Source organism: Kitasatospora sp. NPDC005748 (assembly GCF_040630735.1).
In the GTDB taxonomy this organism is placed as follows: Bacteria; Actinomycetota; Actinomycetes; order Streptomycetales; family Streptomycetaceae; genus Kitasatospora.
Window position 1 is genome coordinate 22,473 of sequence record NZ_JBEXYD010000018.1, and the last position, 12,765, is coordinate 35,237.

A 12,765-nucleotide genomic window follows, 5' to 3' on the forward strand; every position below is an offset into this window, starting at 1 on the left:
TATCCCTTGGGGACTAGTGGTGAGCGGGTGGCAGGTCAGGACTTCGAGGCGCCGGCGGTCAGGCCGGTCACCAGGTGACGCTGCACCAGGTAGAAGAAGAGCGCGGACGGGATCGCGATCATCACCGCGGTCGCGGCCATCAGGTTCCACTGCGAGTCGTGCTCGCTCACGAAGGTCTGCAGGCCCACCGAGAGCGTGTAGTTGTCGGAGCTGAGCATGAAGGTCGACGCGAAGGGCACCTCGGCCCAGTACGTGAGGAACGAGTAGAACGCGGCCACCGCCAGGCCCGGGCGGGCGAGCGGCAGGATCAGCCGCCAGAAGGTGCCGATCGGGCTCAGCCCGTCGACCCGGCCGGCCTCGTCGATCTCCACCGGGATGGTGTCGAAGTAGCCCTTGAGCAGCCAGGCGCAGTACGGGACGGTGGTGGTGGAGTACACCAGGACCAGGCCGAGGTGGGTGTCCAGCAGGCCGAGCGTCGACATGATCGTGTACATCGGCACGATCAGCACGGCGATCGGGAACATCTGCGTCACCAGCAGCGACCACATCAGCGGCCGGTGCCCGGGGAAGCGCATCCGGGAGACGGCGTAGCCGGTGGTGGCGGCGAACATCACGCCGATCACGGTGGTGACGCCGGCGACGATCAGCGAGTTGCCGAACCAGGTGAAGAAGTCGGTGTCGTTCAGCACCGTCGTGTAGTTCGACAGCGTCATCTTGTCGAGGATGTCGCCGGGGTGGAGGTAGTCCGTCTTGCCCGGGCCGAGCGAGACGTACAGGATCCACAGCACCGGGAAGAGCGCGATCAGGCTGGCCGTGATCAGCGCGCCGTGCGAGAGCGCGGTGGCGAGCGGGGACTTCCGGCCGCGGGGCCGTACCTTCCCGGCGGTGGCGGGGGCGCTCGCCGCGGTGGCGGCGACGCGGGGTCGTTCGGTGGTGGTACTCATCGTGCTACCTGCCTTCGTGGGTCGCTGGGGTACGGGGCGTCAGCCGTTGGCCTGCTCGTTGCGGGCCAACCAGCGCCGGTAGAAGGTGGTGAAGACGATCAGGATGGAGAGCAGGATGACGCCGTAGGCGGCGGACTGCGCGTAGTCCCGCGGCTGCTGGCCGAACCCGAGGTAGTACGCCCAGGTGACCAGCAGCTGGGCGTCCGGCGCGCCGGTGCCGAACAGCAGGAAGATCACCGCGAACTGGTTGAACGTCCAGATCACGCCGAGCAGGACGACCGTGGAGGAGACGGAGCGCAGCCCGGGCAGGGTGACGTACCGGAAGCGCTGCCAGGCGGAGGCGCCGTCCATCTCCGCGGCCTCGTACAGCTCGGCGGGGATCGACTGGAGGCCGCCGAGCAGCGAGATCATCATGAACGGCACGCCGACCCAGGTGTTGACCAGGATCGCGGCGGCCTTCTGCGCGAACGGGTCGGAGAGCCAGCTGGGTTCGGGCAGGTGCAGGAAGCCGAGGACGCTGTTCAGGGCGCCGCCGTCGGCGAGCATCAGCCGCCAGGAGAAGACGGTGACGAAGGTCGGCACGGCCCAGGGCAGGATCAGCAGCAGCCGGTAGGCGGTGCGCCCGCGCAGCTTCTGGTTGAGCAGCAGCGCGAGGGCGAGGCCGAGGGTGTAGTGCAGGGCGACGCAGATCGCGGTCCAGGCGATGGTCCAGACGAAGTGCGACCAGAAGCGGTCGTACGAGCCGGGGCCCCAGAGGATGTCGGCATAGTTGTCGAAGCCGACGAACTGGTAGGTCGCCGGGATCTCGTTGGCGCCGATGGTGCGGGCCGAGTTGAGGCTGTTGGCGTCGGTGAGGGTGAGCCACACGCCCTGGACCAGCGGGTAGATCACCAGCACGCCCAGCACCAGCACGACCGGCGCGATCATCGCGTAGGCGTACCAGTGCTTGGCGTACGAGCGCTTGAGGCGCTCCATCAGGCCCGGACGCGGATCGCGCTCCCGGCTGCCCTGGCCGGTGGCGCCCTGCACGGCGACTGACATTGTTCGACACCTTCTCGGAGGAGGTCCGCCGCCTCGCTTCGGCGACTGCTGCTAAGGGTCTGGCCGTCCGGCCCGCCGGGAGGTGGCGGCGGGCCGGACGGCCGGGTGACTACTTGGCGAAGCCCGGGAGGAGCTTGGCGTAGTCGGTGGCGACGGTGTTCAGGCCGTCCTGGGTGGAGGTGCCCTGGACCACCTTGCCGAGGTTGGTGCCGAGCGAGGCGAACAGCGAGCTGTACTCCGGCAGTTCGGGGCGCGGCCGGGCGCTGTCCAGCACGGCCTGGAAGCCGGCGATGCCGGGGTCGGCCTTGACCTCGGGGGTGAAGGCGTCGGCGCGGGTCGGCAGGGTGGAGTTCTTCTGCGCGATGAAGGCCTGGCTCTCGGCCGAGGTCATGAAGGCGGCGAACTTCTCCGCGGCGGCCTTGTGGGCCTTGTCGGCGCCCGCGTAGACCGAGATGTTGTGGCCGCCGGTGGGGGCGCCGGACTTGCCGCTGGAGCCGGCCGGGACGGCGGCGATGCCGAGGTTGGTCTTGTCGGCGAACGCGGAGCCCTTGTAGATGTTGGTGATCTCCCAGGGGCCCTGGATGATCGCCGCGACCTTGCCGCTGTTGAAGGCGTCCATCATGTGCGCGTAGGCGTCGGTGGTGACGTCGGCCTTGGCGGTGCCCGGCGAGGTGAACATCGACTTGTAGGTCTCGATGCCCTTGACGGCCTCGGGCGAGGTGACGGTGATCTTCTTGCCGGCGGCGTCGACGGTGTCGGTGCCCTCGCCGAACAGGAACGGCATCGCGTAGTAGCCGTCGGCGGCCTTCAGCCAGAAGCCGTCCACGCCGGCCTTCTCCTTGACGGTGGCGGCGGCGGTCTTCAGCTCGTCCCAGGTCTTCGGCGCGGCGGTGATGCCGGCCTTGGTGAAGAGCTCCTTGTTGTAGAGCAGGCCCAGGGTGTCGGTGACCAGCGGGATGCCGTAGATCTTGCCCCCGTACTTGGCCTGCTGGACCAGGGTGGGCTGGAAGGCGGCGGAGTCGACGGCGGCCGGGGTGCCGTCGAGGGGCTCCAGGTAGCCGGCCTTCGCGAAGGCCGCGGTCCAGCCGACCTCGGCGCGGAAGACGTCCGGCGCGCCCTTGGCCCCCATGGCGGTCTGGAGCTTGTTCTGCGCCTGGTCGAACGGCACGTTGACGAAGTCGACCTTGACGTTCGGGTTGGCAGCCTCGAACTTCTTGGCGAGTTCCTGGTAGTTCGGCGCCTCGTTGGTCGCGTTGGACGTGTCCCAGTACGTGAGGGTGACCGGCCCGTCGGCCTTGCCGTCCGAGCTGGAGCCGCTGCTGCCACAGGCAGCCATCGAGACCGCGAGGGCCACAACGAGGGCAGAGGCCGCGATGCCACGCCGCATGAGAACTCCTTGGGAGGGGTGGGGGTGCCCGAGATGTGTGAGACAGGCGCATAATGGCTGCCTCGTCCCGACCGCACCGTTACCGCGGTCGGGCTCGGGAAGGAAGTTAACAGCGGCGCAATCGTCACCGAAAGCCCTTGCAGCAAGTTTCTGCAAGAATCGCCGATCGTTACGCCCACGTGTCCTGGACGTAGCCGCACGGTAGTTGACAGGCGAAGATCCTGAATCCTTATGTCCGGTTCGCCCCGTTAACCGACCGTCGGAAAATACGCTGGGTTGCGGCAAGGCCCTTGCAGCAGACTGGACGGATGCTGATCCGAGCCGCCACGCGAGAAGACCTGCCGCTGCTGTGCGCACTGGAACGGGCCGCCGGGGCGCCGTTCGCCGCCATCGGGATGCCGGAGATCGCCGAGGACGAGCCGCCCACCCCGCAGGAACTCGCCCGCTACCTGGACGAGGGCGTCGCGCTGGTCGCGCCCGGCGCCGGGGGAACACCCGTCGCGTACCTGCTGGCCGAGCCGGTGGACGGCGCCCTGCACGTCGAACAGGTCTCGGTCCACCCCGGCCACGCGCGGCGGGGGATCGGGCGGGCGCTGATCGAGCACCTCGCGGCGGGCACCGACGCGCCCGCGCTGACCCTCACCACCTTCGCCGACGTGCCGTGGAACGCGCCCTACTACGCGCGCTGCGGCTTCCGGCCGCTCGCCGACGGCGAGATCACCCCCGGCCTGCGGGAGATCCGCCGCCGGGAGGCCGAGCACGGCCTGGACCGCTGGCCCCGGCTCTGCATGCGCCGGGAGCTCCCGGCACGCTGACGGCCCGGCCGGCCGGCTCATGGCGCGGCCGGCCGGGCTCCGGGGGGCGAGAGGCGCGGCTAGGGGGTCAGGGGCCGACCCGGGGTCCGGGGGACCGCCCCAGGCCCCGCGCCGCCACCGGGCCGGCTCAGCTCACGCCGAGGCGCAGCACGGTCGTCGAGCGGAACTCCTCCCCCGGCCGCAGCTCGGTGCTGGGGAAGTCCGGGTGGTGCGGGGAGTCCGGGAAGTGCTGGGTCTCCAGCGCGATCCCGGCGAACGGCCCGTACGGGACGCCGCTCGCACCGGTCACCGCGCCCTGGAACTTGTTGGCCGTGTAGACCTGCAGCCCCGGCTCGGTGGTCAGTACCTCCAGCGTGCGGCCGCCGACCGGCTCCTCCAGCAGCGCCGCCCGGGCGGGGGTGCCGTCGGCCGGACGCGGGCGCAGCACCCAGTTGTGGTCGTAGCCGCCGGGACCGGTCAGCTGCGGGTGCTCGTCGTGCACCGACTTGCCGATCGGCCGGGCGACGGTGAAGTCGAACGGCGTCCCGGCCACCGGCTCGGTGCGGCCGTAGGGGATCTGGCGCTCGTCGGCCGGGGTGTAGGCGTCGGAGTCGAGGGTGAGCAGGTGGCCGAGGATGTCCCCGTTGCCCTCGCCGGCGAGGTTGAAGTACGCGTGGTTGGTCAGGTTGATCACGGTCGGCCGGCCGGTGACGGCGCGGTAGGCGATCGTCAGCTCGCCGGCGGAGGTCAGTGTGTAGTCGACGGTGACGTCGAGCGCGCCGGGGAACCCCTGGTCGCCGTCGGGGCTGTGCAGGTGCAGCCGGACACCGGTGGGCAGTTCCTCGGCCTCCCACATCCGGTGGGCGAAGCCGTCCGGGCCGCCGTGCAGGGTCATGCCGCCGCCGGTCGGGGCGAGCGGGTGCTCCTCCCCGTCGATGGTGACCTTGCTGCCGTCGATGCGGTTGGCGTAGCGGCCGACGACGGTGCCGTAGTGCCGGGCCGGGCCGAGGATCTCGGCCAACCGGTCGGAGGAGAGCAGCAGTTGCCCGGTCCGGCCGGCCCGGTCGGGGCCGCTCAGGGTGTGCAGGGTGGCGCCGAGGGTCAGCACGCTCGCCTCGTACGGGCCGGCCCGTAGGGTCCAGCGCTCGATCGCGGCGCCTGCGCCCGCGGGTTCGAGGGGTTCGTGCCGCACGCTGGTCGGCTGCGAGCCGTTCGCCGGGGGCGTCGACATGTCGTGCTCCTCACTGACGGCCGCGGCGTGCCGCGGCCCCTGGTACCGGGTCCGTCCGGGGCCCGCAGCCCCGTGGGCCAGCCTAGTCAGCGGGCCGGTGGCGAGGGCGCTCATGTCGCCCCCGCGCGCCGTTGTCCCACTGCCGTCCACCGGTCCCTCGCGCGCCGCTCCGACGCTCCGCCGCGTCGCGCGCACCGCCCCGGGGTACCGGTCCGACCCGCCGCTCCCCGAGGCGCCGCGTCGGCCCGTACCGCCGGGCTGGTTCGTCCTGTCGTGCCGGATCGTCCTGTCGTGCTGATCCCTGGTGCCGTACTGGTCCCTGGTGCCGTACTGGTCCCTGGTGCCGTACTGGTCCGTGCCGCCGGGCTAGTCCGCACTGCCGGGCTGCTCGGGCGGCATGCCGAGGGCGGAAGCCAGGCCGTCCGGCCCGCTGCCCGCCTTGCGGTAGACGGCCGCCAGCCGCCGGTTGACCAGGCTCAGGTGGACGCCGAGCTCCTCGGCGATCCGCTGGGCCGGCAATCCGCGGACGGCGAGCCGGGCGACGTCCCACTCGGGCTGGCTGAGGATCTCCCGGACGTCCGCCAGCCGGTTGGGCCGCAGGCCGTAGTTGGCCAGCTCGCGGCGGGCCTGCTCGACCAGGCCGTCGGCGGCGCAGTGCTGGGCCAGTTCGATGCCCTGGTACAGGTACTCCTGGGCGTCCTCCAGCCGGCCGACCCGGCGCAGCGCGGCACCGAGCTCCACCAGGGCGACGGCGTGCTCGTACCCGGCGGGCGACTGGCCGAGGTGGCGCACGGCCTGCTCCAGCAGCTCCACCGCCTGCTGGCCGTCCTCGATCTGGGCGTGCAGCCGCAGCGCGGTCCCGATCGCCGAGGCGGTGCCGAAGCGGCGGGCGTCGCGGACGGACCGCTCCGCGTAGGCGCGGGCGCTGTCAGGTTCGTCCTGCGCGAGCGCGATGGCGAGGTGGCCGGCCCAGGGCGCCCAGACGGTGTTGTGCCAGCCCCGGGCGTCCAGTTGGGCACCGGCCTGGGTGAGCGCGGCGGCGGCCCCGGCGTTGCGGCCCTTGGCGAGCAGCAGCTTGCCGTAGAGCGAGGCCGCGTCCGGCAGCACCATCGCGGTCTCGTGGTACGGCGGGCTGAACCCGAAGCCGCTGGCGAGCTCCCAGGCCTCGTTGATCCGGCCGCGGGCGATCAGGGTGTCCACCAGGACGCCGACCGCGTCCCAGGCGAGCGGCAGCTTGGGGCCGATCCGCTCGGAGAGCCGCAGCGCGCGGCGCAGGAAGTCCTCGGCCTCGGCGAGCAGGCCCCGGCGGAACCGGGCCAGGCCCATCAGGAAGTACGCGAAGCCGCGGTGCGCGCCGCTCCAGCCGGCCACCTCGAACTGGACGATGGCGTCCCCGAAGAGCCGCTCGGCCTGCGCGATGCGGTCGCTGTAGGTGTACGAGAGACCGAGCGTGGCGGGCAGTTCGAAGCCCCAGGTGTTGTCGGTCCAGCCGAGGCCCTTGGGCAGCCGGCCCTGGTCGAGCACCTGGTCCGCGTGGCGCAGCACCTCGGCGGAGGGCTCGCCGCGCAGGGTGAGGTCCCAGGCGCGCAACGCGAGGACCGCCCGGTCGGCGGCCTCGCGGCCGGTGAGGCTGCGGCAGAGCGCGCCCAGCCGTTCCGAGCGGCCCGGCCCGTCCTCCTCGGACTTGCGGTAGGCGTGCCACATGAACGAGGCGGCCTCCAGCCGGAGCCGACCGGCCGGGTCGCCGACCGTCTGCTCGGCCTCCTCCTGGCAGACCCGCGCGGCCTCGCCGAGCTGGCCGCTGTGCGCGAGGACCTCCGAGAGCCGGAAGGTGGCGTCCACCCGCAGCGCGGGGCGCAGCGGGCCCTCCTCGGGGTCGAGCGCGAGCCGCAGCTGGTTGACGGTCGCGCCGGGGTCGGTCAGCAGGGCGGAGCAGCCGAGCTCGTAGAGCACCTCGGCGCGGTCCTCGTCGTCCGGCGGCTCGGCGAGCGCGCGGTGCAGGCAGCGCTGGGCGGCCTCGGGCGCGCCGATCATCAGGTGCTCCTGCGCGGCCCGGCGCAGCTTGCGGACGGTGCGGTCGTCGCCCTCGCCGGGGAAGGTCTCCACCAGGTGGCGGGAGGCCGCGAGCAGGCCGAGTCCGGCGTTCTCGATCTCGGCGGCGGCCACGCCGTGCATGCCGGTGCGGGTGGACTCCGGCATGGTGTTGTAGATCGAGCTGCCGATCAGCGGGTGGACGAACTCCAGGTTCCCGTTGGGCGTCTGGGTGAGGACGCGCTGGCGGCGCAGCTGCTTGATGGATTCGCGGGAGCCCTCGGCGCTCTGGGTGGAGATCCGGGCCGCGAGCTCGGGCCGGATGTCGGTGCCGAGCATCGCGGCGGCCCAGGCGAACCGCAGGGTGGTCGCGCCGAGCCGGTCCAGCCAGCGCTTGAGGGTCATCCCGGTGGCGTCGACGGCGAGTTCGCGCAGTTGCTGGGAGTTCTCCTCGACCGGTTCGAGCGCCTGGTCGCGGACCTGGTCGAGCAGGGCGACGGCCTCGTAGGGATTGCCGTTGACGACGTTCCAGAACTCGTAGCAGAAGGAGTCCTCGGCCTTCGCCCCGAACTCGGCGCGGATCATGTCGGTGACGGAGACCAGCGAGAGCCTGCTGAGCTCGTGCCGGCGGGTGGCGAGCCCGGTGACGGCGCACCGCTGGTCCTGGGCCTCGGGCTGCCAGTCGGCGGCGTCCTCCCGGTAGGCGAAGACCAGCAGGACGGGCAACTCGCGGGCCCGGACGGCGAACTGGGTGAGCCAGCCGAGCGATTCGAGGTCGGCCCAGTGCAGGTCGTCGACGATCATCACCAGCGGGGCGCGCCGCGGGGCGAGCTGGGTGAGGACGTAGTCGAGGCCGTCGCGCACGCCCTGCGGATCGAGTCGGCGGGCCCCGCTCTTCGGCTGCTTGAGGCCCATGGCCGGTCCGACGACCTCTTCCCAGGTGCCCATCACCTGCCGGAACTCGTCGGGGGCGAGGTCGCCGAGGACGGGCTGGAGCAGCTGGCGCAAGACGTGGTACGGCTCGTTGAACTGGCGCTCGCCGCCGCGGGCGAAGAGCACCGTGGCGCCCTCGCGGAGCTTGGCGATCCGGCGGACCTCGTGGAGCAGGCTGGTCTTGCCGATGCCGGGCCGGCCGGAGAACGTGAGTAGCTCGCCGATCTCGGTGCCGCCGGCCGCGAACTCCCGGCAGAGCTTCTCCACCGCGGCTTCGGCCGAACGGAGTTCGGCGTCGCGGTCGCGCAGCCTGACCCGGGGTGACAGGGCGTCCGCGTCCTGCTTCTCCGCGCCGGCCGCCTCCGCCCGAAGTTCGTGTCGCTGCTCGGTCACCGTCGCGCCTCCGCCTCACCGTTCCCTGCCCGTGGAGCCGAGATTAGCGCCGCTGGGGGCGCGTTGCGCAGCATTCGCGCAGGCTGGGGCCGAGATTGAGGGTTCGGACGGCTTGCCAAGGGCAATTGCCCTATATCCCTAACGTCCGATCATTGCATCCGATACTCTACGGCATTCCCATCGAGTTGATCTTCCTTGTGGGACCCCCCGATGGAAACCCGACGCACCAACTCCCCCACAATCAGCATGAGTACCGCCAGCGCCCCCACCCTCCGCCGCACCGGGAGTCCGATGTCTGACGACGCCTCACTTCAGATTCCGTTCCCGCACCGCCGCAGTCCGCACGGCCCGCACGCCGCCGAGCTGCACCGCGCCTGGCTGACCCGGCATCCGCTGCTCCCGGATCCGGCACACCCCTCCTACGCCCACTGGGACGTGGTCGACCTCGCCGCCCTCGGCTACCCGGACTCGGGGCCGGACGAACTCGCCCTGGCCGCAGACCTGATGGGCTTCTACTTCCTCTTCGACGACCAGTTCGACGGCCCGCTGGGCCGGCGCCCCACCGAGGTCGCCCCGATCTGCGAGCGGCTGATCGCCGTCCTGCACGGCGCGCGCCCCGATGCCTCCTCCCCCGTCGAGACGGCGTTCGCGGACCTCTGGGACCGCAGCGTGCGCGGCATGCCCGCCCGCTGGCAGGCCCGCGCGGCCTACAACTGGGAGTGGTACCTGGCCAGTCACCCGGCCGAGGCCGCCGGACGGATCTCCGCGCGCCCGCCGGACCGCGACGGGTACCTGGTGCTCAGGCGGGGCACCGCCGCGATGGAGACGATCTTCGACATGGTGGAGCGGCTCGGCAACTTCGAGGTGCCCGCCGCCGTGCTCCACCACCCGGTCCTGCGTCAACTGCGCCAGCTCGCCGCCGACATCCCCTCGCTCAGCAACGACGTCCGGTCCTTCCCCCTGGAGGCCCCGCGCGGCGACGTCAACAACCTGGTGATGATCGTGCAGCGGGAGCGCCGCTGCTCGGCCGAGGAGGCCTGCGCCGTGGTGATGGCCGAGGCCCAGCTGATGGTCGAGCGCTGCCGCCAGCTGCATGCCCAACTCCCTGACGTCTTCCGGGAGCTGGGCCTGGCCCGGGTGGAGCGGGCGATCGCCGGGCGGTACGCCGACGGCCTGGTCACCTGGCTGGCTGGCTACCTCAGTTGGGAGTCGCGCACCGGCCGGTACCAGTCCGCCTGAACCGGACCGCCCCGCGCCGGCCGGGCGGTCCCGAACGCCGGGCCCCGGCCGTGGCGGGAATCGGCCGGAACGCGCACCCTCCGTGGACCCCTCCCGTACGGACGGTAGCCGCGGGGCGCCGTCCGCGGCTAGGGTGCCAGGGCGTGTCCGACACGCCCAGCGGCGGGCGCCCCGGCGGCGCCCCGCCCGCGTGCACGGCCGCACCCCTGCGCCGGGCCGCCGGTGCGGCCCGGCGCACCGCCCGGCCCGCGTGCCGCGGCGGTGCCCCGACAGCGCGAGGAGGCACCCAGCACATGACGGTCTACCTGCCCCCGGGTCAGCCCGGAAGCATCGTCGCCTACCGGCCCCGCTACGAGCACTGGATCGGCGGCCGCTGGACGCCGCCGGTCCGCGGCGAGTACTTCGAGAACCCCAGCCCGGTCACCGGGGAGGTCTTCACCGAGGTCGCCCGCGGCACCGCCGAGGACATCGAGGCCGCGCTCGACGCCGCCCACGCCGCCGCCCCGGCCTGGGGCCGCACCCCGCCCGCCGAACGCGCCCAGGTGCTGCTGCGGATGGCCGACCGGATCGCCGACCACCTGGAGGAGCTGGCGGTCGCGGAGACCTGGGACAACGGCAAGCCGGTGCGCGAGACGCTGGCCGCCGACCTGCCGCTGGCCGTCGACCACCTGCGCTACTTCGCGGGCGCGCTGCGCGCTCAGGAGGGCGGCCTCTCCCAGCTGGACGAGGACACCGTGGCGTACCACTTCCACGAGCCGCTGGGCGTGGTCGGCCAGATCATCCCGTGGAACTTCCCGATCCTGATGGCGGTCTGGAAGCTCGCCCCGGCGCTGGCGGCCGGCAACGCGGTGGTGCTCAAGCCCGCCGAGCAGACCCCGGCCTCGATCCTGCTGCTGGTCGAGCTCACCGCGGACCTGCTGCCGCCCGGCGTGCTCAACGTGGTCAACGGCTTCGGCCTGGAGGCCGGCCGCCCGCTGGCCTCCAGCCCCCGGATCCGGAAGATAGCCTTCACCGGCGAGACCACCACCGGCCGGCTCATCTCCCAGTACGCCAGCGGTAATCTGATCCCGGTCTCGCTGGAGCTCGGCGGCAAGAGCCCCAACCTGTTCTTCGCGGACGTCGCGGCCGAGCAGGACGCCTTCTACGACAAGACCCTGGAGGGCTTCGCGATGTTCGCCCTCAACCAGGGCGAGGTCTGCACCTGCCCGAGCCGGGCGCTGATCCAGTCCGACGTCTACGACCGCCTGCTCTCCGACGGCCTGGAGCGGGTGCGGGCGATCCGCCAGGGCGACCCGCTGGACACCGCGACCCAGGTCGGCGCGCAGGCCAGCGACGACCAGCTGAAGAAGATCCTCTCCTACATCGAGATCGGCCAGGCCGAGGGGGCCAAGGTGCTGACCGGTGGCGAGCGGGCCGACCTCGGCGGTTCGCTGGCCGGCGGCTACTACGTGACGCCCACCGTCTTCGAGGGCGTGAACAGCATGCGGATCTTCCAGGAGGAGATCTTCGGCCCGGTCCTCTCGGTCACCCGCTTCGAGGACTTCGACGACGGCATCGCCCAGGCCAACGACACCCCGTACGGCCTCGGCGCGGGCGTCTGGAGCCGGGACGGCGCCACCGCCTACCGGGCCGGGCGGGCGATCCAGGCCGGGCGGGTCTGGACCAACTGCTACCACCTCTACCCCGCGCACGCGGCGTTCGGCGGCTACAAGAACTCCGGCATCGGCCGGGAGAACCACAAGGCCGTGCTGGAGCACTACCAGCAGACCAAGAACCTGCTGGTCAGCTACTCCCCGGACGCCCTGGGCTTCTTCTAGGCCGGGCGCCGGACGCCCGGCCGGGCACCGGGCGCTCCCGACGGACGCGAAAGGCGGAGCGGGACGTCGGACCGGCCGACTTCCCACTCCGCCACCACTCCCCGTGGTCCGCGGTGCGGCGCCCCTGCGAGGCGCCGCACCGCGGTTCTCCCGAGCTCACCCGTCGAGCAGCCGCGCCTTCGCGGTCGCGAACTCCTCGGGGGTGAGCAGGCCCTGCCGGGTCAGCCGGCCCAGGTCGAAAAGCATGCCCGCGATCTGCGGCCCGACCGCCGGCTGGTTCACCGGCTCGTCCACCGGTCCGGCGCCCTCGGCCACCGGCCCGCCCGGCGACCGGCCGGCCGCGGCGCCCAGCACCGGTCCGCGCACCAGCGGCGCGCCCACCGGCCGCTGCACCCGCACCGGCCGGATCGGCCCCGGGGATCGGATCACGGCGTCCTCACTTCCCGGCCGCGCGGTGCGCCTCGGCGGCGCGGACGGCCTCGTCGATGTGCTCGGGCGGGATCCGGACGCCCGAGGCGATCCGCCCGCCGACGGCGCTCAGGGCCTCGGCGGCCTCCCGCGCCCAGACGTGCTCGATCAGCACCAGCAGCGCCACCGTGCCCGGCACCAGCAGTTCGGCCGCCTCCTGCGCGTCCTCGGGCCCGATCAGCGGCAGGTCGGCGTGCCCGTCCGGGACGATGCCGCGCAGGTCCTCGTAGTCGGCGAGCTCGCCGTACGTCGCCTCCCCGTCCACGTGCCGGGTGACCACCAGCGAGTCGACCACCCGGATGTCGCCCCCGGTGCGCAGCTTGCCGAGCACGGTGGCCGCCTCGACGGTGATGGTCTGCCGGGGGAACGCCAGGACGAGCAGTTCGGCCGGACCCATGGGACTCCCTTCCGCGAGCAAATCACCCATATCGGGATCAAAGCACATGAGTACCGAAAATCACCGACGCGCCGCCGACATGCCCGGACA

10 protein-coding genes are annotated in these 12,765 nt (G+C 72.4%); 3 read left to right on the forward strand and 7 right to left on the reverse strand.

All coding sequences use genetic code 11. The features are described from left to right. Nucleotides 1-35: 35 nt before the first annotated feature. The 3 genes from ABZ495_RS16190 to ABZ495_RS16200 all read right to left on the reverse strand — a co-directional run bounded on the left by ABZ495_RS16190 (nt 36) and on the right by ABZ495_RS16200 (nt 3,372). Nucleotides 36-944: a carbohydrate ABC transporter permease gene (locus ABZ495_RS16190; RefSeq protein WP_329490757.1), complete on the reverse strand. Its 909-nt coding sequence runs from the start codon at nt 942-944 to the stop codon at nt 36-38. Between the two features lie 39 nt (nt 945-983). Further along, the gene (locus ABZ495_RS16195) at nt 984-1,985 is read right to left on the reverse strand and encodes a sugar ABC transporter permease (RefSeq protein ID WP_359806852.1); all 1,002 of its coding nucleotides are present in this window, start codon (nt 1,983-1,985) and stop codon (nt 984-986) included. A gap of 109 nt (nt 1,986-2,094) precedes the next feature. After that, nucleotides 2,095-3,372, reverse strand: a complete 1,278-nt coding sequence (locus tag ABZ495_RS16200; RefSeq protein WP_359806855.1) for an extracellular solute-binding protein — start codon at nt 3,370-3,372, stop codon at nt 2,095-2,097. 308 nt (nt 3,373-3,680) lie between these two features. On the opposite strand from ABZ495_RS16200, the gene ABZ495_RS16205 reads away from it, so the two are divergent. Further along, nucleotides 3,681-4,187 (forward strand): GNAT family N-acetyltransferase, encoded by a 507-nt coding sequence (locus ABZ495_RS16205; protein WP_359806857.1) that lies wholly within the window; start codon nt 3,681-3,683, stop codon nt 4,185-4,187. Between the two features lie 127 nt (nt 4,188-4,314). Here the strand turns inward: ABZ495_RS16205 and ABZ495_RS16210 are convergent, their stop codons facing one another. Together ABZ495_RS16210 and ABZ495_RS16215 are read right to left on the reverse strand one after the other, a co-directional pair. Next, the gene (locus ABZ495_RS16210; RefSeq protein ID WP_359836433.1) at nt 4,315-5,397 is read right to left on the reverse strand and encodes an aldose epimerase family protein; all 1,083 of its coding nucleotides are present in this window, start codon (nt 5,395-5,397) and stop codon (nt 4,315-4,317) included. Nucleotides 5,398-5,763: 366 nt separating this feature from the next. Beyond that, nucleotides 5,764-8,754, reverse strand: coding sequence for an AAA family ATPase (locus tag ABZ495_RS16215; protein ID WP_329490752.1), 2,991 nt, complete (start codon nt 8,752-8,754; stop codon nt 5,764-5,766). Between the two features lie 291 nt (nt 8,755-9,045). On the opposite strand from ABZ495_RS16215, the gene ABZ495_RS16220 reads away from it, so the two are divergent. Both ABZ495_RS16220 and ABZ495_RS16225 read left to right on the forward strand, forming a co-directional pair. Then, complete coding sequence (locus ABZ495_RS16220; protein WP_359836436.1) at nt 9,046-9,993, forward strand: terpene cyclase; 948 nt, start codon at nt 9,046-9,048, stop codon at nt 9,991-9,993. Between the two features lie 293 nt (nt 9,994-10,286). Further along, the gene (locus tag ABZ495_RS16225; protein WP_359836437.1) at nt 10,287-11,810 is read left to right on the forward strand and encodes an aldehyde dehydrogenase family protein; all 1,524 of its coding nucleotides are present in this window, start codon (nt 10,287-10,289) and stop codon (nt 11,808-11,810) included. Between the two features lie 156 nt (nt 11,811-11,966). Here ABZ495_RS16225 and ABZ495_RS16230 read toward each other — a convergent pair whose 3' ends face one another. After that, nucleotides 11,967-12,239: an SHOCT domain-containing protein gene (locus tag ABZ495_RS16230; protein WP_359836440.1), complete on the reverse strand. Its 273-nt coding sequence runs from the start codon at nt 12,237-12,239 to the stop codon at nt 11,967-11,969. A gap of 7 nt (nt 12,240-12,246) precedes the next feature. After that, nucleotides 12,247-12,675 (reverse strand): DUF6325 family protein, encoded by a 429-nt coding sequence (locus ABZ495_RS16235; protein ID WP_329490748.1) that lies wholly within the window; start codon nt 12,673-12,675, stop codon nt 12,247-12,249. Nucleotides 12,676-12,765: the final 90 nt, after the last annotated feature.